Below are 21,318 nucleotides of genomic sequence, written 5' to 3'. Positions count from 1 at the left end.
GGCCTCCACCCGAGCCTCCCAAGCCCGCCCCCGAGCGAATCGAGTGGCTGGAGCGGGGCGCGCCTGCGTTCGTGGACGTCAACGGCGATGGGACGGAGGACATCGTCGGCCACGTGCGCCGCTACGAAGGCACGGCTCCCCGTGAGTACATCGCCGCGTTCGACGGCCGGACGTTCCAGAAGCTCTGGGAGTCGTCGCCTTCGGAGGGGCCGGACGCCTCCCGCTACACGAAGGTCATCGCCCAGAACGGCCGGCTGGTGATGAGCGAGCAGCGCACGGTGAACCTGCTGGAGCTGGAGACCGGCAAGCGGCTGGGGCGCGTGCCGCTGACGGACTCACCGCGCCGGCTGTGCATCCCTCCCGGGGACACGACGTCCGTCTGGGTGGAGGTGGTGGACCACCAGCACCTGCTCTTCGACACGCGCACGGCCACCGCGAAGCCCGCGCCCCGCGCGCCGAAGGGCTGCGCCACTCCGCCCTTGAGCCCGCAGACGTGCAACATGAGCCGGCCGCCGGAGCACCCCACCACCTGCGAGCGCTCCAGCTACCCGCCCTCCGACATCCGCGGCTTCTCCACGAAGTACCTCCTCCGCACGGACGGCTACACGCTGGCGCTGGGCACGCGGTGGCCGGGGACGCAGGTGCCCCTGGTGGCGCTGTACGCGCCGGGCAACCGCAAGCCGCTGTGGCACGACACCGTGTCGGAGAAGGATCCGCTCCTCCTGCGGGACACCGCGCCGGAGGTGGGGGAGATCACGAAGGACGCCGTGTACGTCGTCTATCAGCTGGAGAAGGGCGGCACGCACCTCATCCGGCGCGACCTGCGCACCGGCGCCGTGGCATGGGACGTGGCCCTGCCCGAGTCCCATTTCAGCTCCATGCTGACGGTCCTCTGGGTCCGGGAGGGCCGCGTGTATGTCCCGCTGTGGGGCAACCTTCTCGTGTTGGATGCCGCGACGGGCGACCGCCTCGGCGGCATTGGAACGCAATGAATCAGTAGATGGAGATGAGGTGGACCCGCACGCGGGGGTTGCCGAGGTACTCCTCCAACCGCCAGCGGGTCCGCATCCCGTCCTCGCGGATGCCCACGCCGCCGTCCGTGGGAGGCTCCGCGCTGGCGAGCGCATCCCGCAGGTGGGACACCGCCCAGGTGTCGAACTTCGGGTCCCCGGAGCCCTCCAGCACCTGGAGGTCGATGAGGCTGCCATCGCGCGCCTGCCGCACCTCCACGATGGCGACGAGCGCGAGCACGGGGGCGGTGACGTCGGTCATGTAGACGTTCGCCGCGCGCCCGGCCTCCACGGCCGCGCGCAGCCGGTCGGACGTCTCCCCGCGGACGTCGCGCGCCTGGGGTGCGAAGGGAGTGCCCGTCTTGCCGAAGCGCTCGATGGACTCCAGCTGCTCGCGCTTCAGCCGGCGGACCAGCACATCGGTGTTGGGAGGGGGCGGGTTCACCAGCCGCTCGGAGAAGCCCTGGCGCAGCTTCGCGAAGTAGGGAGGCGTCGCGCCCGTGGCTCGCGAGGACGCGGTCGCATCCTTGGCCCAGCCATCCACCTTCTGACGCGCCTCCTCCGCCTCACGGGCCGCCAGGGCCTTGGGGTCCGGCTCCGAGCCAGGGACGTTGCGAATCGTCCGCCCCGTCGACGGGGGCCCCTTCAGGAGCCCACCGCCCAGCAGGCCGGGTGGTTCCAGTTGGAGAGGGACGTCCCGGACCGGAGGTGATGTGCGCTCGGAGGGTGCCTCCGCGAGCGGCTCCGGAGCGGCATCCCCCGGGGTCGCGGGAGCCTCGGCTGAAGCTGGCGCTTCGTCCTTCTCCCCCGCGCGCGTGGAGGGCTCGCGCTCCGCCAGGTGCGCTGGCGCTCCGTCCTTCCGCGCGCGCGTGGAGGGTTCGCGCTCCGCCGGACGCGCTGGCGAGCGCGGGGGCCGCGGCTCATCTTCTGGCACGGGGGGCACGGGCGGCACGGGGCGTGCGTCCCGGGTGACGATCTCCATCTCGACGACCCGCGACGGCTCCCCGTGATGGACGCGGGCAGACGGGCTCCGCCACAGCGCGAAGAGGAGCGCCGCGTGCAGGAGCCCGGACACGCCGAGCAGGAGGAGCAGCTGTGAGCGCCGGGACACGAAGGTCAGCTTGCTCCGTCCCGCCGCACGGGAGAAGTGGCGCGGAGCGTGGGTGTTGGACCTCCACGCTCCCCTGCCCTCCCCTCGCGCCCTACGGCGCCGCCGGTGTCCGGAACTCCGGAATGAGCTCGCCCGTGAGCCGGATGCTCTTCAGGACCTTGTCGTGCGCCAGCGCGCCCACCTGGTGGAAGGACATGAGCGCGTCGATACCCAGCGCCTGGTAGCGCTTGAGCCCCGCGCGCACCTGCTCCTGGGTTCCAACGATGAGCGAGTCCTGCGCGCTCAGCACCTCCCAGACCTGCTCATCCGGAACCTGCTCCCCGCCCATGATGCGGCCCAGGAGGCGCTGCGCCTGGGACTGCGGCGCGTTCGGGTCCTTCTTGCGCAGGTACTGGCCCGTCAGGCCGCCGCCCGCCGGGTCCTTCGCCAGCACCTCCAGCTCCGCGGCCGTCTTCACGAAGGCGTCCTTCGCCTCGAAGAAGGTGAACGACCCGCTGGTGTACCAGGCAGCGGCCTTCGCGGCGCCGTTCTCCATCGCCTCGCGCTCGCTGTCCGCGCAGTGCACGAACGTGAAGAAGGCGACCTGGTCGTTGACGAACGCGCCCACCGGCTCGCAGCGCGTGCGCAGGGCCTCGCGGTAGATGTGGATCATCTCCGCCACCTCCTCTGGAGAGGCCCAGAGTGTCACGCCCAGCGCGCCCACGCCGTTGCGTCCCGCCTGTTCGAAGGACGCGGGGCTGGAGCACGCCTGCCACAGCGGCGGATGCGGCTTGCGGTACGGCTTCGGGATGACGCTGACGTCTTTCAGCCGCAGGTCCGGCCCGTCCCACGACACCTTGTCCTGCGTCCACAGCTTCGGAATCAGCTCGAAGGCCTGCTGCATCTGCCCGCGAGTGGAGTCAGGCTCGATGTTGAAGGTGCGCCACTCCGGGATGGTGCTGCGCGCCAGTCCCAGCTGGAAGCGGCCCCCGCTCAGGTGGTCGATGAAGGCCGCGCGCTCCGCGACCCGGATGGGATGATTGAAGCGCGTGGGCGCCAGCACCGACGAGTGTCCGACGTGCAGGTTCTTCGTGCTCCGCGCGATGGCGGTGAGCATGATCTCCGGCGCGGAGCTGTAGCTGAACTCCACGGCGGTGTGGTGCTCCACCTGCCACCAGACGCCGTAGCCCATCTCGTCCGCCAGCCGCGCCTGCTCCAGCGTCTCCTGGATGAGCTGGTGCTCGTGGTCCGGACCGCTCCAGCGCTCCTTCGGGTGCTGCATCTCCGAAAAGATATCGAGCCGCATGATGTCCCCCTGAAATCGATTTCACTTCGCAAGCAACAACGGGAACGACTCCCGCGCCGTCCGGAAGCAAGCCGCTCCGGACGGCGTAGGTCAGACCGTCAGTCCGCCCAGTGGACCTTGCCCAGCCCCGCCGGGATGAGGTCGCAGACGTAGAAGATGTCGTCGTACGGGTAGTTGTCGTACACGCCCCGCGCGGGGATGCAGCGCGCCTGATTGGGATACGGCGCGTTGAACTCCGCGGCGAGCTGCTGGCAGTAGGAGTGGTCGCTGGGGCCACCACACTCCTCGGTGCACTGGTCCGCGCGGATCCACTGCGAATTGTAGATCGGGTACGAGTCCGCCTCCGTCCAACACAGGCCCGTCGCGCACTGGGTGTCAGCCGAACAGCCCTGGCCCACGGCGTTGAGGCCCTGCTCCTGCTGCGTCGGGGCGGGGGTCTGCGGCTCGGCGGCGGGACTGGCGCCACAGGCGAGCAGCGCGAAGGAGAAGAGGGTCACGGGAACGGCGAAGAGCTTCCGCATCTTGGGAGTACCTTTCAGGGAGAAGGAAGAGGGAACAGTGATTACGGCCCGTCGGGGGGAAGGGTGCAGGTCCAGGTGTTGTCGAACTTGCAGTAGCAGCTGCCCGTGGGCAGCCCGTTCAGACAGCAATCCCGATAGGTGCCGGAGGAGGGACACGACGTGCCGTCAATGAACGTGCACGAGTTGGCGCGCGTGCAGGCGGGCGGAGGATCCGCGGGACAGGACAGGAAGTTGCCATTGCAATTCACATACTGGCCGTCCACGGAAGAGCAGGAGCTTCCCGAGCACGACAGCGTCACGCCCGACGCGCAGGTCGTCGAACAGGTCGACAGGGCGCCTGAGACCTCCCCCAGCTCCTCCTCCGACACGTCGCCGGAATCCACGCCACCGCAGGCCGCCATCGTCGCGATGACCAGTGCCGCGAACACACCCGATACAAACTTCATGAGGCTCGTCCTTTCTTGCTGATACATCCAGCTAGACAGCTTATCCCCACAAGATTTGATTCGATAGGGTTCACACCGAAGGCGAGGACGCGGGCGTGGGGTACGCTGGTGGCACTTCACGCGAAGGGACCCGCCATGTGCCGGAGCATCAAGACGCTGTTCAACTTCGAGCCCCCCGCGTCCGACGCGGAGGTCCGGGCGGCGGCCCTGCAGTTCGTGCGGAAGCTGAGCGGCGCCAGCGCTCCGTCAAAGGCGAACGAGGAGGCCTTCAACCGCGCCGTCGAGGACATCACCGAGACAGCGCGACGACTGATGGACTCGCTGGTGACCACCGCCCCGCCGCGCAACCGCGACATGGAGGCCATGAAGGCGAAGCTGCGGTCCGCGAAGCGCTTCGCACCGCGCTAACGTGCTCCCCATGTTCCTCGCCTCGCTGCTGTCCGCGTTCGCTGGCGCCTGGCTGTTCGCGGCGGCGCCGTTCACCGTCACGATGAAGTCCGCGGGCTACTCCGCCCGCTCGGATGGTGAGACGGTCACCGTCACCCGGGTGGAGCCCAAGAGCGTCGCCGCCGAGGCGGGACTCCAGAAGGGCATGAAGGTGACAGGCATCACCCAGCCGCCCAGGGGCTTCACCCGGGTGCCCCTGCCCCAGCTCGACGCCACCGACCTGCAGGACGCGCTGACGCCCCAGCCCGCCGAGACCCTCTGGCTCCAGGTGGAGACGAAGCGGGGCTCCGACCAGCTCATCCTCAAGAGCCGGGAGCCCCTCCCCGACAACCCGTTCCCGGTCGTGCCGCTCACGGACGCGCAGCAGGCGCGCCTGACCCCAAACCAGGCCAGCCGCTACCAGCAGCGGCTCGTGCAGTTCGCCGTGGAGGCCATGCGTCGGCCCCAGGTCGAAGCCCGCCAGAACACCACCGCCTACGTGATGAAGGGAAAGCTCAGCGGCATCGACGGCGGCGGCGCAACGCCCCTCTGGCTCCATCCGAGCATCGAGCTGCGGCACTCCTGTGGCGACAGCCTGGAGAAGATGGAGCTGAGCAGCGCCGCGGGGAACGTGAACCTCACGCTGCGGCCCGAGGATGCCACCCAGGCGGGAGGCCCCATCCAGCTGGCCCCGCCGCTCTGGCCCATGCAGCAGGTGCTCCGCTGTGAAGGCGCCCCCACCGCCTTGCAGCAGACCCTGCACGTCAAGCTGGCCTGCAAGGGACGGCCTCCCGCGGAGCACGACTTCAACGTGAAGCTGACCGTGCGCTGTGACGATCTCCACTCCCAGCCCGGGCCGGCCCAACCGCCGCTGGTCCTGGAGGAGCCCAAGGACTTCCTCGTGGGAGACACGACCCCGCTCCAGATGAAGGTGTTCGCGCACCAGCTCGTCCCCCGCCCCACCGAGGCGACCCTCGTGGAGCTGGATGCCCAGGGACAGGTGCTCCGGCGGCTGACGCCAGTTCGCATGGGGAAGAACGCCCACGAACCCGGCCTGCCGCTCCAGGTCACGCTGGACACGACGGCGAGGCGCACCGCGCGGCTCGCGCTGGACGTGCGCTTCTCCGACGGAAGCACCTGGCTCAGCGAGCCGCAGACGCGGGAGATCCGCACCCGGGCGCAGGTGGACGGTCTGCGCCGGGAGGCGCTCGAGACCAACGCGAGGGCCTCCGCCTTCCTGGAGGAACTCAACGACACGTTCAGCGAGCCCTGTGACGACGTGCCCACCACGATGAAGTGGATCCTGGCCCATCCCGCCATCGAGGCCGCGCACACGGGATTCCGGAAGCTCCACTACAAGGTGAAGGGCAGCTCCCACTTCTCCGTCTTCATGTGCGGCTACGACTAGGCCGGCGCTTTCACGGCCGCTACAAGCGGCCGAGGATCTCCGCCTTCTTCTCCTCGTACTCGCGCTCGGTGATGAGGCCGCCGTCGGCCATGCGCTTCAGGTCCTCCATCGCCCGGACCGGATCCGCCGGGGGCGATGGCGGGCTAGCCGGGGCGGCCATCGCGAAGCCGGTGATGACGACGCGCTGGGGCTTCATCGGGTCCACCATCACCTGGACCCGAAGCCCCGGCCCCCAGGTGGCCGTGCTCGAATGAGGCGGCAGACGCTTGCTCACCCGCGCCTGATAGGGAGCACGGCCGGGGATGTGAACCTCCAGGAGCAGTTGGAGGACCGGGCGCTTGTTGATGCGGATCGCGGTGTCCCGCACCTCCAGCACCGTGGCCTCGCCGGCCCTTCCGTTCTCCAACTCCGCGCGATCCAGCCCGGCGCCCAACAGCCCCAGCAGCCCACCCTTCGGTCCGAACGCCACGCCCAGCCCTCCCGCCACGACGATGAGGAGGACGAGGAGCGCGGGGTCGGAGGTGATGGCGTCGAACATGGGGCTTCCAGCCTAGGGGATGTTGATGCGCGAGTGCAGGGCCCGGCCGTCATAAGCGGCGGCGCCGCAGCGCGCGTGGGCCCAGTCGCCGTTCACCGCGGAGCAGACCCGGAAGGCCTGGATGTTGGAGAACGGCACGTTGATGCCCGGCGTGTCGCAGCGTCCCTGGTAGGTCCACGCCAGGCTCTTGTTCACGGCGCCCACGCCGATGCACGGGCCAATCCACGCGCCCGTGTCCCGCCGCTGCACGTCGATGGAGTACTGCGCCAGCGTCTCCTCCTCGCTCCACTCCAGGTCCACGAAGGGCGTGACACCGCCGGGCAGCTCCAGGGACACGTCGTCGGAGATGCCGTCATAGGCCTTCTCCACGGAGGGCCCCCAGACGTTGTTGTTGGAATAGAAGAGGCGGAACGCGGCGATCTCCCCCTTCGTCACCACGCGGTCCCCGGCGCTGCGGCACACGCCGTCGAACACCGTCTTGTTGGACTGACCCAGCAGCACCACGGACGTGCACGGCCCCACCACCGAGCCATTCTTCAGCACGACGTCCAGCGAGTAGCTGTACCCCGCGAGCCGGTTCCAGCGCACGTTCACCTGGTTGAGCGACGTCATCGCCCCGTCCGGCTTGAACGCGACGCGCTGCTTGTACGTGCTGCGTGAGGTGAGGTTGCCCGCGCTGTCGAAGGCGCCCTGATGGAAGATGTTGAAGTACTCGCCCCGCCGCTCGACGATGACGTTGTGGCCGTGGGACTGCACCAGCCGGCCCGCGGAGTTCTTCAAGGGCAGGGACTGCCGCCGCACCGCCCGCGCCCGCGTGAGCTCCGGAACGGAGTCCGCCATCACGTAGTACATGGCGTACTGGCTGTTGTACCAACCGCCGCTGAAGACCATGTAGTAGCGCCCGTCGCGCTTGAAGAGCTCCGGCGCCTCGTTGATGCCCTCCTCGTAGGCCGGCGTCGAGAACACCGCCGGGCCCGCGTGGTTGTAGACGGTGCCGGGCGCGGCCAGCTTGAACGAGGAGATGTTGTTGCCGTTCTGGAACCAGACATAGAAGAGCCAGCGGTCCGCGCCATCGTTGAACGTCGCCGAGTCGATGCGGATGTTCCGGTTGCACCCCTGCGGCAGGCACGCCGTGCCGGTGGTGGTGCGCGGCCAGGTGGTGTTGGCGTTGATGGACTGGGGCACACCGAAGACCAGGTTCAGGTCCGTCGCCGTGGCGACGAAGGTCGTCACCTCCTGGCCCGCCGGAGGACACGCCGCGCCGTTGGGCACCCGGTGGCCGGAGAAGTGGAGCTGGTAGACGCTGCCCACCTTGCTCAGGTCCGGCGCCCACAGGAAGCAGTAGTCGTAGGTTGGATCCGCCGCGGACGGGTTGTAGTCGCGCTTGAAGCGGAACGCCGTCAGGTCGTTGGACTCATACAGCGGAATCAACACTCCGTTGCCCGTGCCGGTGAGGAAGAACAGGTCGTCGTTCTCCTTGTAGACGTCCGGATCCGCCAGCCACTGCATGAGCAGCGTGCGCGAGTTGTCCTGCGCGAGCGCACTCCCGGCGAACGTCGTGGTGAGGAGGGACAACAACAGGACGGCTCGGACGGGCTTCATGAGGCCTCTCCATGGAAGTCTTGAAATTCAAGCTTCCAGGGAAGACCCGGGCCGCGCAAGGCCGATGGGTTTTGACCGTCCAGCGGCGATCCGCTATACCGCGAACTTCGATAATGAAAATCAATTTCATTTGATATCGCCTTTCTCTGGATTGCCTTTCCCGTGAGCACCCCTCCCCGGCGGTTCCCTCCCCTCCTCGCGGCCCTCATCGGGGTCGTGGTCATCGCGCTCGCGGTCTTCTTCTGGTGGGGCCCGCGAGCTCCGGCCCCGGCTCCCGTGCCCTCGGAAGGCGCGGCGCCGGCTCCCGCGCCAGGGGCGGGCCGGACCATTGCCCACGCGCAGGGCAGCACCGTCGTGACCGAGCACCCGAAGCAGGTCGTGGTGTTCGACCTGGCGGCGCTGGACACGCTGGACGTGCTGGGGGTGGACGTGCAGGGCGTGGCGGGTGAGTACTTCCCCGGCCAGCTGGCGAAGTACGCGGACGCGAAGAAGTACCCGCGCTACGGGACGCTCTTCGAGCCCGACTACGAGGCCCTGCACGCCGCCCGGCCCGACCTGGTCATCACCGGCGGCCGCTCCAGCGCCCGGTACACGAAGCTCGCCGCCATCGTGCCCACCATCGACCAGACCACGGACGACGCGCACTTCCTGGACACCGTGGTGGGCAACACGCAGCGGCTGGCGGCCGTCTTTGGCAAGGAGGAGCAGGCGCGCGCCCTGGTGGAGTCGCTGCACCAGTCCATCACGACGCTGAAGGGCACCACCGCCAGCCGGGGCAAGGGGCTCATCGTGCTGACGTCCGGAGGGCGGATGAGTGCGTACGGCCCGGGCTCGCGCTTCGGCGTGCTGCACGACACCTTCGGCATCCCGCCCGCGGCCCCGTCGCTCAAGGCGTCACTGCACGGGGAGGCCGTGGGCTCGGAGTTCATCCTGGAGACCAACCCGGACTGGCTGTTCGTCATCGACCGGGACGCGGCCATTGGAGAGGGCGGCGGCGCGCAGCGGCTCTTGGACAACGAGCTGGTGCACCAGACGACGGCCTGGAAGCAGGGACAGGTCGTCTACCTGGAGCCAGCGAACACCTACCTCATCGGCGGCGGCATCCAGTCCCTGCGGCGCCTGATGGAGCAGATCTCCGATGTCTACGCGAAGCCCCGACAGCCCCCCGCTCCCTGAGCCGGGCTTCGCACTCCCCGGGTCCGAGGCTCCCCTGCCCCTGCTCGCCGTGGCCGTGCTCGGGGTGCTGGTGCTCGCGGGCATCAGCCTGCTGATTGGCGTGAGCCACGTGTCGTGGGAGGCGCTGCTGGCGCCGTCGGAGCACCAGCGCGCCGTGCAGGTGCTGGTCATCAGCCGCGTGCCACGCACGCTGGCCCTGGTGCTGGCGGGCATGTCCCTGGCCGTCGCGGGACTCATCATGCAGATGCTCGCGCGCAACCGCTTCGTGGAGCCCTTCACGGCGGGCACGGCGGAGTCCGCGAGCCTGGGCCTGCTCGCCGTCACGCTGCTCGCCCCCGGCCTCCCCATCCTCGCCAGGACGGCGGTCGCCGCAGGCTTCGCCATGGCGGGCACGGCGCTGTTCCTGCTCATCCTCCGGCGCATTCCGCTGCGCTCGGCGCTCGTCGTGCCCGTGGTGGGACTGGTGCTGGGCGCCATCTTCGACGCGGCGACGACGTTCTTCGCCTACCGCTTCTCCCTGCTGCAATCGCTGATGGCCTGGACCACGGGCGACTTCTCCAGCGTGCTGCGCGGCCGGTACGAGCTGCTCTGGGGCGCGTTCGTGCTGACCGTCATCGCCTACGTCGTCGCCGACCGCTTCACCGTCGCCGGCATGGGCGAGGCCTTCACCACCAACCTGGGCTTGAGCCACCCGCGCATCATGGCGCTGGGGCTGGCCATCGTCGCCATGGTCACCGCGGTGGTGGTGGCCACCGTGGGGATGATTCCCTTCATCGGGCTCGTGGTGCCCAACGTCGTCAGCCTCATCGTGGGTGACAACGCGCGCCGCTCCATTCCATGGGTGGCGGTGCTGGGCGCGGGCTTCGTGCTCCTGTGCGACATCGCGGGGCGGGTGGTGCGCCAGCCCTATGAGATTCCCGTGGGCACCGTGGCGGGCGTGGTGGGCAGCCTCCTCTTCCTCCACCTGCTGCTGCGGAGGGACGACCGTGTCGGCTAGCACGCTGCGCCTGGAAGGCCATGAGCGGCGGCTGCTCCTCCTGGGGGGCCTGGCCACCTTCTGCGTGGTGGTGTTCATGACCGTGGACGCGGGTGGCAAGTGGGACTTCGTGCTGCCGTTCCGCGCGCGCAAGGTCGCCACGGTGCTGCTGGTGGGCTACGCCATCGCCGTCTCCACGGTGCTGTTCCAGACCGTGGTGGAGAACCGCGTCCTGACGCCCGCCATCATGGGCTTCGACACGCTCTACCTGCTCCTGCAGACGAGCCTGCTCTTCTTCCTGGGCTCGCGCACCATGGCGAGCCTGGACCCCAGGCTGCTCTTCACGGTGGAGGTCGCCATCATGGTGGCCTTCTCCGCGGTGCTGCACCGCTGGCTGTTCGAGGGCGGCCGGCGCAGCGTCCACCTGCTGCTGCTCACGGGCGTGGTGCTGGGCGTGCTGTTCCGCAGCCTGTCCAGCTTCCTCCAGCGCCTCATCGCGCCGGGCGAGTTCGACTTCCTGCAGGACCGCTTCTTCGCCAGCTTCAACAACCCGGACTCGGACCTGCTCATCGTCTCCGCGCTGATGACCCTGGGCGCATCCATCCTGGGCTTCAGCCTGCTGCGCACCTGCGATGTGATGAACCTGGGGCGCGACGTGGCCATCAACCTGGGCGTGGACCACCGGCGCACGGTGTCGCGGCTCCTGGCGGTGGTGGCGGTGCTGGTGTCGGTGTCCACGGCGCTGGTGGGGCCGGTGACCTTCTTCGGGCTGCTGGTGGCGAACCTGGCGCACGGGCTGGTGCGCTCGCACCGGCACGCCCACGTGCTGCCGGCCGCCGTGTTCCTGGCGGTGATTGGCCTCTTGGGCGGTCAGCTCGTGCTGGAGCGCGTCTTCTCCTTTGGCGCCAACCTGCGCGTCATCATCGAGTTCCTGGGCGGCCTGATGTTCATCACCCTGCTCATGCGAGGCGTGCTGCGATGATCGAAGCCCGGAACGTGTCCCGCCGCTACGGAGACGCCGTGGTGGTGGACGACGTCACGCTCCAGTTCCCGGAGACGGGCGTGACGTCCATCATCGGGCCCAACGGCGCCGGCAAGTCCACCCTGCTGTCCATGGTGAGCCGCCTGTTGCCGCTGTCCTCGGGCACGGTGATGGTGGACGGCATGGACGTGGTCCGCACGCCCGGCGACGCGCTGGCGCGCAGGCTGGCCATCCTGCGGCAGGACAACGCCGTCACCTCGCGGCTCACAGTGCGCGACCTGGTGACGTTCGGCCGCTACCCGCACTCCAAGGGCCGCCCCACGGTGGAGGACCGCGCCTTCGTGGAGGGGGCGCTCCACCACCTGGGCCTGGAGCCGCTCGCGCACCGCTTCCTGGACGAGCTGTCCGGCGGCCAGCGCCAGCGCGCCTTCGTGGCCATGGTGCTGTGCCAGGACACGCACTACGTGCTCCTGGACGAGCCCCTCAACAGCCTGGACATGAAACACGCCGTGGCCATGATGAAGGAGCTGCGGCGCGCGGCGGACACGCTGGGCAAGTGCGTGGTGCTGGTGCTGCACGACCTCAACTACGCCTCCTGCTACTCCGACCACGTCATCGCCATGCGCGCCGGGAAGGTCGCCTTCCAGGGGACGCCGGAGGAGCTGATGCGGCCCGCCGTGCTCCGCGACATCTACGACATGGACATCGACATCCACCTGCTCGACGGGAAGCGCATCGCGGTCCACTACCGCTGAGCCCAGGATGTGACACGCGTGTCGCGCCCGGGCCGGAAGGACGGCGGATCCGGACAGCTGTTCCCTCTGGGACATCCTGGCATCGGGCTTGCTCAGGGGCCCGGGCACCATGTCCCTCTCCCGCGAAGCCCCTCCGAATCCCGGCCTGCGTCGTTGGGCCACCCGGCTGATTCTGTTGGTCGCGTGCGCCAGCGTCGTGGCCACGTCCGAAGGCACGTCCGCCGACGTCGTCTCCGAGCCCTACACGAGCGCGCCCCTGACCCTCACGACGGAGGCGCCCAGGCTCACGCGTCCCATCACCGTGAAGGTCACGGTGCCGAAGGCGCCGTCGAGGACCGCCGAGGCGGAGCTGACGGTGCAGGTGAAGGCGCGTTGGACGCCAGCGGACCCCACGCAGACGGCGCAACCCTGGATGCGCGTCTCGCTGTCCCGGACCGGGGAGTCTTTCGCCTGGCCCGCGCACTCCGTCGTGCTGGAAGCGGGGGCGGAGGTGCCGGCGCAGACCGTCGCGTACCTGGATCCGAACTGCGAGCTGGGAACAGAGTGTGGATGGGGCACGGACCTGACCATCGAGCTGCAACCGGACGCTGGCGCCGGCACGGTCGAGCTGGAGTGGACGGGAGTCGCCCGGGCGCGCGTGCTGAACACGTCCGACCTTCCCAAGGGCATGAGCGTGAGCGTTTCGGAGCCGTGACCCCTGACATGGAACCGCACATGCGCCCCTCCCTCCCTGCCCATGCCCTGCTGCTGCTGTTGACGCTGACGGCCTCCGCCTGTGTCCCCGAAAGGGATTGGGTGATGAAGGAAGGCCCGGCTGAATCCCTCACGTTGACCGCCTCTTCCCCCAGCGCCCATCCCCGGTTGCGCGTGCAGGCCACCGGCCGCAAGGGCTCCGGCGTGGAGGTGTCCCTCGTCGACATCGCCTTCGTGGTGGAGCCCCGCTGGGAGCTGCCCGGGGAAACCAGCACGGGGCCCCGGCCCTGGCATCGCGTCCGCATCGTGGATGAGCGCGATGACAAGGTCCTGGGCGAGTACGTCTTCGTGCTCATGACGCCGAACGTGCCGGGCGTCATGAAGTTGGGGTTCCCCGTGTCGATGGAGGACTCCGCCTCCCAGCTCGACGTCACCTACCGCCTCGAGCTCGACTGGCAGGGAGCGCCCGCCGAGGGCGCCATCCAGGTCGGCTGGAAGCCCCAGGTGACCGTGGAGACCGGCAAGGAAGACACGGACGACGTCGAGTTCACCTTCACGTCGCTCTGAGCAGCACGTCCTCGGGTTGATCTCCCTCCACGGAGAGTGAAAGCCTGTGCATCCCTCTTCCTGAAAGGCAGCCGGAGATGCGCGAGAAGAACCTGGAGTACACGTTGGATTGGATTGCCGTGCAGGAGCTGGTGGCCGAGTACGGGCAGGCCATCGACCATGGCAAGGACACGGGTGACTGGACCCGGTGGGAGCGGGTCTTCGCCCCGGAGGTGACGTCGGACTACTCCCGCTTCATGGGCGTGCCTCCCTCCACCGCGCCGCGCGCCGTGCTGGCGCAGTTCGGCAACAAGGCGCTGGAGTGTTTCACCCGCGTGCAGCACTCCACCGCCAACACGGTGCGCACGGAGTTCACCAGCCCCACGCACGCCACGGCGCACGCCTACGCGGAGGTGTCCCACTTCTTCACCATGAACGGCGTGCCCCAGGAGTGGACCCTGGTGGGGCGCTACACGCATGAGCTGGTGAAGACGGCCGCGGAGGGCTGGCGCATCCAGAAGGTCACGCTGGATCCCATCCACCACCGGGGCAATCTGCTGGGCCTGGAGTTCGCCCGGGGCAAGCGGCTCGGCACGCCGTGACTCCGGGCGTGCGGTGACGCGGCCCCGTCACCGCGCGCGCTTCTTCCGGGACCTGGCCGGAGGCTTCGCGAGCGCCTCCGCCTGCTTCCCGATGGTCTCCGCCAGGAAGTCCACCACCGCGCGCACCCGCACGTTGTGGGCCAGGTCCTCGTGGAACACCAGCCACACGGTCCGCTCCAGCGCCGGCAGGGCGTCACGCAGGGGCACCAGCTCCGGATGCAGGTGGCCGAAGAACGCCGGCAGCAGCGCCACGCCCAGGCCCTCTCGCGCGGCCTGGAGCAGTCCCAGGATGGACGTCAGCCGCAGCGCCACGGTGGCCTTCGCCGCGTGCACGTCCAGCCACTTCGACTCCGGCCAGCGCCGCGAGTCCTGCGCGTAGCCCACCACCGAGTGCCCCTGGAGCCCCGTGTCGAAGCGCACAGGCCCCCGGCGGGCGAGGTACGCCTTCGACGCGAAAGGCACGACCCCGATGGCAGCCACCTTCCGGGCCCGCAGCGACGCCTCCTGGGGCCGGACCAGCCGGATGGCCACGTCCGCCTCGCGCCGCACCAGTGAGAGTGACTCGTAGCCGGAGAGCAGCTGCAACTCGATCTCCGGATGGCGCTCCTGGAACGCGGCCAGCCACGGCATCACGTTGTGGACCAGGAAGGAGTCCGTCGCGGTGACCGTCACCGGCCCGGAGGGGCGCAGGTCCTCGCCGCTGGCGAGCCGCTCCACCCGCAGCGCCTCCGCCTCCACCGCCTCCGCGGCCGGAAGGATGCGCAGCGCCACCGCCGTGGGCCGCAGGCCCGTGGGCGTCCGGTCGAAGAGCCGCGCCCCCAGCTCCTTCTCCAGCACGGCGAGGCGCCGGCCCACCGTGGTCTGGTCCACCTTCAACCGCCGCGCCGCCGCGGAGAGGCTCCCCTCCCTCGCGATGGCCAGGAAGTGCCGCAGGTCGCTCCATTCGGGCATGGTCCGCACTTTCGCAGAGGCGCCCTGCGGAAACGGGCATTTTCGCAGACCCCGTCCCGCCGCCATCCTCCCCGGCGTTTCCTTCCACCGAGGAGTGCCTCCCGTGAAGACCCTGCCCAAGCTCGTCGCCGCCGCCGTCGTCGTCTCCGCGTTCACCTTCGCCGCCGCCAGGGGCAAGGAGTCCGCGGCGTTCCAGCAGACCGCCTATGACAAGCTCACCTGGACGGAGATGATGCCCGGCGGCCCGTCCGTGCACGTGCTCTGGGGCGACATGAAGAAGGGCCCGTATGCCCTGCTGATGAAGTTCCCCGCCGGGTTCGACTCGGGGCCGCACACCCACTCCGCCGGCTACCACGGCGTGCTGGTGAAGGGCCGCATGACGAACACCAGCGAGGGCGCCGCCGAAGCGGGCGCCGTGGAGGCCGGCAGCACCTGGGACCAGCCCGGCAAGGTGGTGCACCGCAACCAGTGCGCGCCGGACGCCGAGTGCGTGATGCTCATCGCCCAGGACAAGCCCTTCGACTTCGCGCCCGCCAAGGCGAAGTAGCCGCCCCGCGGGCCCGGCAACGCGTCAGACCTTGATGGGCACCACCAGGGACACGGCATAGCCCTCCGTGGTGTTGCCCGTCACGGTCGCCAGCTGCGTGGACGCGCCGTCGCTGAACACGTTGTCGCTGGAGAGCGAAATCTGGCTGAGGTTGCGGACGCTCTGCGAATAGCCGGACGTCGCGTAGACGGTGTCGCAGACGTCCTCTGGCAGGGCCAGCTGGGACGTGGCCACCTTGTTGCGCGAGGACGAGGTCGCCTCCACCGAGGGGTAGATTTCGAAGTGGATGTGCGGCCAGCGGCCGCTGTAGCAGGCGGGGAAGATGCTGGTGAAGGTCACCTTGCCCTCTTCATCCGTCACCTGCACCCCGCGCAGGTAGTTCTCGTTGGTCACGCCCGACGAGTACATCGAGTAGCGCCCCTCCTGGTCGCAGTGCCACAGGTAGATGGCGTAGCCCCGGAGCGGCGTGCAGCTGTCGTTGCTGGCGACCAGCGTGAGGGTGAGGGTGAGCGGGATGCCCGCCGCGACGCCGCTCGCGCCCGCGATGCTGGAGCGGATGTCGCTGCGGACGATGCCTGACAGCACCAGCGCGTTGGCTCCGTTGGAGCCGTCACCGGGATAGGGACCGGCCGTCTCCTCCGGAATCCGCGCACAGCCGGACGCGTCGTCGCTGCCGCCGCCGGAGTCCGGCCCTCCGCAGCCGATGACGGGGATGAGGCTGGTGAAGGCCATCCAGCGCAGCAGCTCCCGCCGGTCCGTGCGCTTCGCCAGGACCCGCAGGTCCTGCTGGAGTCCGTCGTGGTGGTTCCGTTCGTCGTCACTCATGCGCCCTGCCCCCTTGGAGTGACCGTGACGGTAGGGCAAAGGTCTTAAGCGAGTCCTAAGGCGCCGGGGGTGACGCGTTTTTGCAATCCAGGCGCGGGCTCCTGGCGTATCTGTCCCGCCACCCAGCAAGGGAGCAGACACCCATGACGAAGCGCGCGAGTGGTCCATTCGACGTCAAGCTCACCCCCATGGCGCCGGAGGCAGGCGCGGTGGAGGCGGCCCCGGGCCGGATGATGCTCGACAAGCGCTATCACGGCGCGCTGGAGGCCACGAGCCAGGGGCAGATGCTCGCGGTGCGGACGCCGGTGGAGGGGTCCGCGGGGTACGTCGCCATGGAGCGCGTCAGCGGGATGCTGGACGGCCGCGCCGGCACCTTCGCGCTCCAGCACTTCGGGGAGATGACGCGCGGTGCCCCCCACCTCGTCATCTCCGTGGTGCCGGACTCCGGAACCGGCGAGCTCACGGGGCTCGCCGGCTCGATGACCATCGACATCGCGCCGGGCGGGAAGCACTCCTACGACTTCCAGTACACCCTGCCAGAAGCGCCGTGACTCACGCGCCTCTCGTCACCCGGAGCCACGAAAGGGCTTGAAGGGCCGCGAGCCACGCGCCTCCCGCGAGCACATGCCGGAGCTGGTTCATCCGGGCCCACCGCATGGCGGTCTCCACGGCCGCCGGAGCGTCTGGTGATTGCATCAGCCGGACCATCGTGGGGATGAAGTACGAGAAGGTCAGCAACCGGTCGACGAGCGCCACCAGCGCGGCCGCGAGCCACCAGGAGCGCAGCGGCCCGGTGGCCCGCGTGGCGAAATAGAGGCTGGCCAGCGTGAGCAGCGTCAACGGCCCCGTGGTGACAAAGCCCCAGAAGCGCAGGCCCACGTCATCCTGGCGCGCTGCCTCCGCGGACCAGTGCGCGCCCGTGACGTCGAGCCACCGGGGGAGCGAGATGCGGTGCTCATAGAGCCCCGCGCCGAACGCGACGCCCAGGTTGAGCACGAAGAGCCACAACAGGATTTCCGCCGCGGAAGGCTTCAGGTTCATCATGGGGCCAGCATGCGTCCCGTGCCCACGAACGTCTTTCGTGCCCTTGTGCTGTTTTTCTCAATCCTGCGGTGTTCTCCATGAGCCCCCGGCACTCGCTGCTCGCCCAGATTGGCGCCGACATCGTCCGCTTCCAGGAAGCCTCCGCGGAGTTCGACGCGGCCGTGGGAGAGGTGCTCGCGCTCGGCCGCGAGGAGCTGAAGTGTCTGGCGCAGCTACACTTCGGAGGCCCCGCGCCCCTGAGCGCGGTCGCACGAGGCGCGGATGTGGAGCGATTGGAGCTCGCCGGTTACGTCCAACGGGAGGGCTCGGGAAGCACCAGGAGGCTTACGCTCACCGGGCATGCGCGCGAATGGATTGAAACCCTCTGGGGCCCCGTCCAGGCGGATGGCTTGCAGTTGATGGCGCCCCTGCCGGACGCGGAATTGAAGATCATCGCCCGGTTCCTGGGCGAGGCGAGGAAGGTGCAGGACCGCCACTCCGCTCGCGTGGCGAAGCTGCTCCAGGAGCCCGGAGGGACGCGAGCGGCGCGGCGGCGCGGTGGCCTCTCCGCAGCGGCACTCCACCGCGTGCGGCTCTTCATCGAAGCGCACCTCGCGCGGAGGATCCGGGTGGGCGAGCTGGCCCAGCGCTCGGGGCTGAGCGTCTTCTACTTCACCCGCGCCTTCCGGCAGTCCATGGGCATGACACCGCACGCCTACGTGCAGCAGCGCAGGGTGGAGCGGGCGCGCGGCCTGTTGAGCCACACGACCCGCTCCCTCGGAGACATCGCGCTCGCGGTCGGCTTCAGCTCACAGAGTCACTTCACCACGGTGTTCCGCCGGGTGACGGGGCTCACGCCAGCGGTCCTCCGGCGCGCGGGACGCTGACGCCTACGAGCAGGTCTTCTTGCAAGCCGGTGGGTTCGTGTTCGGCGGCACCGTGAGGGTCCCCCCGCAGATGTAGTACTGCGTCGAATTGCAGTTGGCGCGGTACCACTGGACGTTGGTCCCGGAGCCGGACTTGTACTGGGTGCAGTCCCAGTAGCTCCACTTGACGCCCCCCGGACAACTCGAGTCGGAGAAGCCGCCCGACGGGAAGTCCAGACATCCCGCGACGGCCAGGCCCGGATTGCACACAGCCTGCTCGGCAGACCCGAGCGACTCCTCCGGTCCAGCCTCGTCCATCGCCCCTCCACAGGCGGAAGCAACCGCCATCACGGCACCCAGGCACAGCGAACGCACGACGTGTCTCGACATGGATTGCCCCCTCACGAAGGCCTGCCCTCGCGGCAGGTGGCGGACACCCTACGCACCCCGCGGAGCGGATGGGATTAAACGCGGTTAAATCCACACGCGCCCCCCGCGGGCATTCGCGCCCCTTGGGCTCCATTCGTGAGGGGGGGTGAGAAGATCCGGCCCGCTGGGCGTAGAAGCAGATGACCGGCATTTCCACCGGAATGTCCCGCGCGGCCCGCACTCCTTCCCAGGCATCCACCATGGCCCGTCCCAAGAGTCCCCTCGTCTGGATCCTCCTCGCGGTCGGAGGCGCCTGCGCGTTCTGCTGCACCGGAACCCTGGGGCTCATGGCCCTGGGCCTCTTCGCCGGAGACAGCGACGCTCCCGGAACTCCAGGCACGGTGAACCGGGCACGCGGCGGCGGCAGTCCCGGCGAGCCCGGAGGCTTCGCGTTCGACGCGCCCAAAGGGTGGAAGACCCAGGAGGACGGGCGCTTCATCCTCGAGTGGGACGACCGGGGCGACACCCTGGCGGTGGAGGTGCTCCGGCTGCCGGCCCTGCCCGGGCTCGATGACGCCGAGGGCAAGCTCGCGAGGCTGTGGCAGGAGCGCATTGGCGCGGACTGGAACCGCGTGCCGCAGAACCCGCTGGTGATGCGGCGCTTCATGTCCAACGGGGCCCGCGCCTTCTTCACCGCGGCGGAGGTGCGCGCGAAGAACAACGACCGGAGCTTCCGCGTGAGCCTCTATCTGGTGGAGGCGGGCGACCGCCTGGAGCCGCTGGTGTTCATCCAGAGCTTCATGACGCCCGGGGGCCTGGGTGAGGCCCTGTCGGCCTCGTTCTCCTGGAACACGTCCTACGCTCGGCTGGAGGAAGCGCTGAAAGGGGTGCGCGGGAGCCCCGTGGGCCTGCCGCTGGTGGATGACACGGAGGTGGTGGGCCACTTCGTCTACGGCACCAGCACCGCGGCCCAATGGGTCAACGCCTATACCGGCGGTACCACCATGACGGCGGTCTCCTACAGCATCGACTACACCTTCGGCGCCAATCACGCGTTCCAATACAAGTACGGGGGCGCGTCCGGACAGGTGGGCGCGATGAGGTTCGGTTCCGAGGACGACCAGGGCACCTGGAGCGTGAAGCACGACGTGCTGACGCTCACCGGAGCGAAACGGACACGCCGGTACCTGCTCATCGGGGCGGCGCGCTCGCCGGAGGGAAAGCGCACGCTCTACCTCATGCAGGAGGGTCAGGGATGGTCGCTTTCCCCCGGCGCCATCGGTCGGGACGGCGAGCTGTACGTGGCGGTGGATTGAAGTTCCGCCCTGCCCGGTGACACCGCCCGGGGTCACCGGTGTTCCATCCGCCGGCCGGAAAGCGCCGGCCTTCCCTCACAGGAGATGGAACATGGCTGTCCTGCACCGCGGACTGCGGCTGGGTATGGCATTGCTCGCGAGCTTCACGGCCCCTGCCTGCGGGCCGGAGGCACCAGCCGGTGCCGCGCTGGAGGTGGGCGACCAGGAGCTGGAGGCGGTGCAGTCGACCCTGCCGCCCCTGAACCGCGAGGCGCTGCGACAGGCCATCGCGGGGCTGCCGAACGCGGAGGTGACCGGCGCGTTGGTCCGGGTGAGCGGCGCGGACGGGCGCTGGCTGGGCACGTCCGGCGTGGCCGACATCCGCACCGGCGCTCCGGTGCCCGCCGACGCGCACTTCCGCATTGGCAGCATGACGAAGACGTTCACGGCCATCGTCGTGCTGCAGCTCGCCGCCGAAGGGCGCGTGGACCTGGACCGGCCCGTCCAGCACTACCTGCCACGCCTGCTGCCCGCGGGCGTCTACGCGCCCATCACCGTGCGCCAGTTGCTCAACTTCACCCACGGCCTGCCCGGCGTGCCGGTGCCGCAGAAGGACCCCGACTGGTTCTTCGAGAACCGCTTCCGGCGCTTCAGCCCCCGGGAGCTGCTCTCCCTGTCGCTCCCCCAGGGTCCCCGCTTCGCCCCGGGCACGCAGCAGGAGTACGGCAACATCGGCTACCTCGTGGCGGGGCTGCTCATCGAGCAGGTGACGGGCCGGCCCTACGGGGACGCGGTGCGCGAGCGCATCCTGCGGCCGCTGCACCTGCGGGACACCTTCGTGCCCGGCAACGACGTGACCCTTCCCGGGCGCCATACGCGTGGCTACGAAGAGGTCGCGCCGGAAGAGACAGGCTGCCCGGCGGGCGCCATCGCCTACGGCACGCGCTGCCTGGTGGACGTCACCGAGGCCAGCCAGTCCGTGCCCTGGGCCGCCGGAGAGATGATCTCCACCGCCGAGGACCTGGACCGCTTCCTCGTCGCGCTCTTCCAGGGACGGCTGCTGCCGCGCAAGCAGCAGGAGGAGCTGTTCACCGTCCCGGACCTGCCCGCCACGGGAGGCGGCCGCGCCAGCTACAGCGCGGGCCTCAGGCGCCACGACATCAACGGCGTCATCTTCTGGGGTAAGACGGGCGACCGGCACGGCTACAACAACGGGATGGGTGCCACGCGGGATTTGCGCCGGCGCATCATCTATTCGGTCAACACGCTCCACATGGGAGGGGACCAGCCGGACATCGCCGTGCGGATCATCATGGCGGCCCTGCAGGGGCCCTCCCAGCCATAGGGGGTTGGGGCGAGATGGGG

25 protein-coding genes are annotated in these 21,318 nt (G+C 69.4%); 15 read left to right on the top strand and 10 right to left on the bottom strand.

Annotation, left to right across the window (positions count from 1 at the left end; translation table 11 throughout):
• Positions 1-992, top strand: a 992-nt coding sequence (locus tag D7Y21_RS03260) for a PQQ-binding-like beta-propeller repeat protein (protein ID WP_121711182.1), incomplete at its 5' end; no start/stop codon positions are given.
• 1 nt (position 993) lies between these two features.
• Here D7Y21_RS03260 and D7Y21_RS03255 read toward each other — a convergent pair.
• From D7Y21_RS03255 to D7Y21_RS03240, 4 genes are all read right to left on the bottom strand, one after another.
• Positions 994-2,121, bottom strand: coding sequence for a ferrichrome ABC transporter substrate-binding protein (locus D7Y21_RS03255; protein WP_199735347.1), 1,128 nt, complete (start codon positions 2,119-2,121; stop codon positions 994-996).
• Between the two features lie 91 nt (positions 2,122-2,212).
• Positions 2,213-3,406: an LLM class flavin-dependent oxidoreductase gene (locus D7Y21_RS03250; protein ID WP_120561532.1), complete on the bottom strand. Its 1,194-nt coding sequence runs from the start codon at positions 3,404-3,406 to the stop codon at positions 2,213-2,215.
• A 98-nt stretch (positions 3,407-3,504) separates the two neighbouring features.
• Positions 3,505-3,927, bottom strand: a complete 423-nt coding sequence (locus tag D7Y21_RS03245; RefSeq protein WP_120561531.1) for a hypothetical protein — start codon at positions 3,925-3,927, stop codon at positions 3,505-3,507.
• A 41-nt stretch (positions 3,928-3,968) separates the two neighbouring features.
• On the bottom strand, positions 3,969-4,373 hold the full coding sequence (locus D7Y21_RS03240) for a hypothetical protein (protein WP_147443104.1): 405 nt from the start codon (positions 4,371-4,373) through the stop codon (positions 3,969-3,971).
• A gap of 135 nt (positions 4,374-4,508) precedes the next feature.
• On the opposite strand from D7Y21_RS03240, the gene D7Y21_RS03235 reads away from it, so the two are divergent.
• Together D7Y21_RS03235 and D7Y21_RS03230 are read left to right on the top strand one after the other, a co-directional pair.
• Positions 4,509-4,781, top strand: a complete 273-nt coding sequence (locus tag D7Y21_RS03235) for a DUF2277 domain-containing protein (protein WP_120561529.1) — start codon at positions 4,509-4,511, stop codon at positions 4,779-4,781.
• 10 nt (positions 4,782-4,791) lie between these two features.
• Positions 4,792-6,207 carry a PDZ domain-containing protein gene (locus D7Y21_RS03230; RefSeq protein ID WP_147469176.1) on the top strand — a complete coding sequence of 472 codons (1,416 nt, stop codon included), beginning with the start codon at positions 4,792-4,794 and terminating at the stop codon, positions 6,205-6,207.
• A 19-nt stretch (positions 6,208-6,226) separates the two neighbouring features.
• Here D7Y21_RS03230 and D7Y21_RS03225 read toward each other — a convergent pair whose 3' ends face one another.
• Both D7Y21_RS03225 and D7Y21_RS03220 read right to left on the bottom strand, forming a co-directional pair.
• On the bottom strand, positions 6,227-6,745 hold the full coding sequence (locus tag D7Y21_RS03225; protein WP_120561527.1) for an SHOCT domain-containing protein: 519 nt from the start codon (positions 6,743-6,745) through the stop codon (positions 6,227-6,229).
• A 12-nt stretch (positions 6,746-6,757) separates the two neighbouring features.
• Complete coding sequence (locus D7Y21_RS03220; protein ID WP_121711169.1) at positions 6,758-8,347, bottom strand: family 43 glycosylhydrolase; 1,590 nt, start codon at positions 8,345-8,347, stop codon at positions 6,758-6,760.
• Positions 8,348-8,509: 162 nt separating this feature from the next.
• On the opposite strand from D7Y21_RS03220, the gene D7Y21_RS03215 reads away from it, so the two are divergent.
• The 7 genes from D7Y21_RS03215 (at position 8,510) to D7Y21_RS03185 (ending at position 14,077) form a co-directional block, all read left to right on the top strand.
• Entirely contained in the window at positions 8,510-9,523 is a 1,014-nt protein-coding gene (locus D7Y21_RS03215; RefSeq protein WP_121711167.1) for a siderophore ABC transporter substrate-binding protein, read from the top strand.
• Complete coding sequence (locus tag D7Y21_RS03210; RefSeq protein ID WP_233591371.1) at positions 9,486-10,520, top strand: ABC transporter permease; 1,035 nt, start codon at positions 9,486-9,488, stop codon at positions 10,518-10,520. The genes D7Y21_RS03215 and D7Y21_RS03210 overlap by 38 nt, the downstream gene beginning before the upstream one ends.
• A complete protein-coding gene (locus tag D7Y21_RS03205; RefSeq protein WP_120561524.1) occupies positions 10,510-11,481 on the top strand; it encodes an iron chelate uptake ABC transporter family permease subunit in 972 nt (323 codons plus the stop codon). The genes D7Y21_RS03210 and D7Y21_RS03205 overlap by 11 nt, the downstream gene beginning before the upstream one ends.
• Positions 11,478-12,236 carry an ABC transporter ATP-binding protein gene (locus tag D7Y21_RS03200; RefSeq protein ID WP_121711165.1) on the top strand — a complete coding sequence of 253 codons (759 nt, stop codon included), beginning with the start codon at positions 11,478-11,480 and terminating at the stop codon, positions 12,234-12,236. Before D7Y21_RS03205 ends, D7Y21_RS03200 begins: the two co-directional genes overlap by 4 nt.
• Before the next feature lie 109 nt (positions 12,237-12,345).
• Entirely contained in the window at positions 12,346-12,930 is a 585-nt protein-coding gene (locus D7Y21_RS03195; RefSeq protein ID WP_147443102.1) for a hypothetical protein, read from the top strand.
• Positions 12,931-12,950: 20 nt separating this feature from the next.
• Positions 12,951-13,496 carry a hypothetical protein gene (locus D7Y21_RS03190; protein ID WP_120561521.1) on the top strand — a complete coding sequence of 182 codons (546 nt, stop codon included), beginning with the start codon at positions 12,951-12,953 and terminating at the stop codon, positions 13,494-13,496.
• Positions 13,497-13,573: 77 nt separating this feature from the next.
• Positions 13,574-14,077: a nuclear transport factor 2 family protein gene (locus tag D7Y21_RS03185; RefSeq protein ID WP_121711163.1), complete on the top strand. Its 504-nt coding sequence runs from the start codon at positions 13,574-13,576 to the stop codon at positions 14,075-14,077.
• Between the two features lie 27 nt (positions 14,078-14,104).
• Here D7Y21_RS03185 and D7Y21_RS03180 read toward each other — a convergent pair whose 3' ends face one another.
• The gene (locus tag D7Y21_RS03180; RefSeq protein WP_158627220.1) at positions 14,105-15,028 is read right to left on the bottom strand and encodes a LysR family transcriptional regulator; all 924 of its coding nucleotides are present in this window, start codon (positions 15,026-15,028) and stop codon (positions 14,105-14,107) included.
• Between the two features lie 103 nt (positions 15,029-15,131).
• On the opposite strand from D7Y21_RS03180, the gene D7Y21_RS03175 reads away from it, so the two are divergent.
• Positions 15,132-15,575, top strand: coding sequence for a DUF4437 domain-containing protein (locus tag D7Y21_RS03175; protein ID WP_120561518.1), 444 nt, complete (start codon positions 15,132-15,134; stop codon positions 15,573-15,575).
• A gap of 24 nt (positions 15,576-15,599) precedes the next feature.
• Here the strand turns inward: D7Y21_RS03175 and D7Y21_RS03170 are convergent, their stop codons facing one another.
• Positions 15,600-16,400 (bottom strand): intradiol ring-cleavage dioxygenase, encoded by an 801-nt coding sequence (locus tag D7Y21_RS03170; protein ID WP_121711159.1) that lies wholly within the window; start codon positions 16,398-16,400, stop codon positions 15,600-15,602.
• A gap of 143 nt (positions 16,401-16,543) precedes the next feature.
• Here D7Y21_RS03170 and D7Y21_RS03165 point away from each other — a divergent pair, with 143 nt between their 5' ends.
• Positions 16,544-16,951: a DUF3224 domain-containing protein gene (locus D7Y21_RS03165; RefSeq protein ID WP_121711157.1), complete on the top strand. Its 408-nt coding sequence runs from the start codon at positions 16,544-16,546 to the stop codon at positions 16,949-16,951.
• Position 16,952: 1 nt separating this feature from the next.
• Here D7Y21_RS03165 and D7Y21_RS03160 read toward each other — a convergent pair whose 3' ends face one another.
• On the bottom strand, positions 16,953-17,444 hold the full coding sequence (locus tag D7Y21_RS03160; RefSeq protein WP_121711155.1) for a DUF1772 domain-containing protein: 492 nt from the start codon (positions 17,442-17,444) through the stop codon (positions 16,953-16,955).
• A 77-nt stretch (positions 17,445-17,521) separates the two neighbouring features.
• Between D7Y21_RS03160 and D7Y21_RS03155 the strand changes: the two genes are divergently transcribed.
• The gene (locus D7Y21_RS03155) at positions 17,522-18,310 is read left to right on the top strand and encodes an AraC family transcriptional regulator (protein WP_121711178.1); all 789 of its coding nucleotides are present in this window, start codon (positions 17,522-17,524) and stop codon (positions 18,308-18,310) included.
• Positions 18,311-18,313: 3 nt separating this feature from the next.
• Here the strand turns inward: D7Y21_RS03155 and D7Y21_RS03150 are convergent, their stop codons facing one another.
• Entirely contained in the window at positions 18,314-18,679 is a 366-nt protein-coding gene (locus D7Y21_RS03150) for a hypothetical protein (RefSeq protein ID WP_147443100.1), read from the bottom strand.
• 239 nt (positions 18,680-18,918) lie between these two features.
• Between D7Y21_RS03150 and D7Y21_RS03145 the strand changes: the two genes are divergently transcribed.
• Both D7Y21_RS03145 and D7Y21_RS03140 read left to right on the top strand, forming a co-directional pair.
• Positions 18,919-19,974 (top strand): hypothetical protein, encoded by a 1,056-nt coding sequence (locus tag D7Y21_RS03145; RefSeq protein ID WP_147469174.1) that lies wholly within the window; start codon positions 18,919-18,921, stop codon positions 19,972-19,974.
• Between the two features lie 91 nt (positions 19,975-20,065).
• The gene (locus D7Y21_RS03140) at positions 20,066-21,298 is read left to right on the top strand and encodes a serine hydrolase (RefSeq protein WP_121711151.1); all 1,233 of its coding nucleotides are present in this window, start codon (positions 20,066-20,068) and stop codon (positions 21,296-21,298) included.
• The last annotated feature ends 20 nt before the right edge of the window (positions 21,299-21,318 follow it).

The sequence above is a fragment of the Corallococcus sp. AB045 genome, assembly GCF_003668895.1.
GTDB classification, from domain to species: Bacteria; Myxococcota; Myxococcia; order Myxococcales; family Myxococcaceae; genus Corallococcus; species Corallococcus coralloides.
The sequence above is the reverse complement of the archived record's forward strand: the minus strand, read 5'-3'. Positions and strand labels throughout refer to the sequence as shown.

Bases quoted from the DNA above. Each gene is read 5' to 3' on its own strand.
- D7Y21_RS03245 (WP_120561531.1), bottom strand. From the start codon at position 3,927: ATGCGGAAGCTCTTCGCCGTTCCCGTGACCCTCTTCTCCTTCGCGCTG.
- D7Y21_RS03195 (WP_147443102.1), top strand. From the start codon at position 12,346: ATGTCCCTCTCCCGCGAAGCCCCTCCGAATCCCGGCCTGCGTCGTTGG.
- D7Y21_RS03235 (WP_120561529.1), top strand. From the start codon at position 4,509: ATGTGCCGGAGCATCAAGACGCTGTTCAACTTCGAGCCCCCCGCGTCC.
- D7Y21_RS03250 (WP_120561532.1), bottom strand. From the start codon at position 3,406: ATGCGGCTCGATATCTTTTCGGAGATGCAGCACCCGAAGGAGCGCTGG.
- D7Y21_RS03140 (WP_121711151.1), top strand. From the start codon at position 20,066: ATGGCTGTCCTGCACCGCGGACTGCGGCTGGGTATGGCATTGCTCGCG.
- D7Y21_RS03170 (WP_121711159.1), bottom strand. From the start codon at position 16,400: ATGAGTGACGACGAACGGAACCACCACGACGGACTCCAGCAGGACCTG.
- D7Y21_RS03180 (WP_158627220.1), bottom strand. From the start codon at position 15,028: ATGCCCGAATGGAGCGACCTGCGGCACTTCCTGGCCATCGCGAGGGAG.
- D7Y21_RS03230 (WP_147469176.1), top strand. From the start codon at position 4,792: ATGTTCCTCGCCTCGCTGCTGTCCGCGTTCGCTGGCGCCTGGCTGTTC.
- D7Y21_RS03160 (WP_121711155.1), bottom strand. From the start codon at position 17,444: ATGATGAACCTGAAGCCTTCCGCGGCGGAAATCCTGTTGTGGCTCTTC.
- D7Y21_RS03145 (WP_147469174.1), top strand. From the start codon at position 18,919: ATGGCCCGTCCCAAGAGTCCCCTCGTCTGGATCCTCCTCGCGGTCGGA.
- D7Y21_RS03240 (WP_147443104.1), bottom strand. From the start codon at position 4,373: ATGAAGTTTGTATCGGGTGTGTTCGCGGCACTGGTCATCGCGACGATG.
- D7Y21_RS03200 (WP_121711165.1), top strand. From the start codon at position 11,478: ATGATCGAAGCCCGGAACGTGTCCCGCCGCTACGGAGACGCCGTGGTG.
- D7Y21_RS03190 (WP_120561521.1), top strand. From the start codon at position 12,951: ATGCGCCCCTCCCTCCCTGCCCATGCCCTGCTGCTGCTGTTGACGCTG.
- D7Y21_RS03225 (WP_120561527.1), bottom strand. From the start codon at position 6,745: ATGTTCGACGCCATCACCTCCGACCCCGCGCTCCTCGTCCTCCTCATC.
- D7Y21_RS03155 (WP_121711178.1), top strand. From the start codon at position 17,522: ATGAGCCCCCGGCACTCGCTGCTCGCCCAGATTGGCGCCGACATCGTC.
- D7Y21_RS03220 (WP_121711169.1), bottom strand. From the start codon at position 8,347: ATGAAGCCCGTCCGAGCCGTCCTGTTGTTGTCCCTCCTCACCACGACG.
- D7Y21_RS03165 (WP_121711157.1), top strand. From the start codon at position 16,544: ATGACGAAGCGCGCGAGTGGTCCATTCGACGTCAAGCTCACCCCCATG.
- D7Y21_RS03185 (WP_121711163.1), top strand. From the start codon at position 13,574: ATGCGCGAGAAGAACCTGGAGTACACGTTGGATTGGATTGCCGTGCAG.
- D7Y21_RS03210 (WP_233591371.1), top strand. From the start codon at position 9,486: ATGTCTACGCGAAGCCCCGACAGCCCCCCGCTCCCTGAGCCGGGCTTC.
- D7Y21_RS03150 (WP_147443100.1), bottom strand. From the start codon at position 18,679: ATGTCGAGACACGTCGTGCGTTCGCTGTGCCTGGGTGCCGTGATGGCG.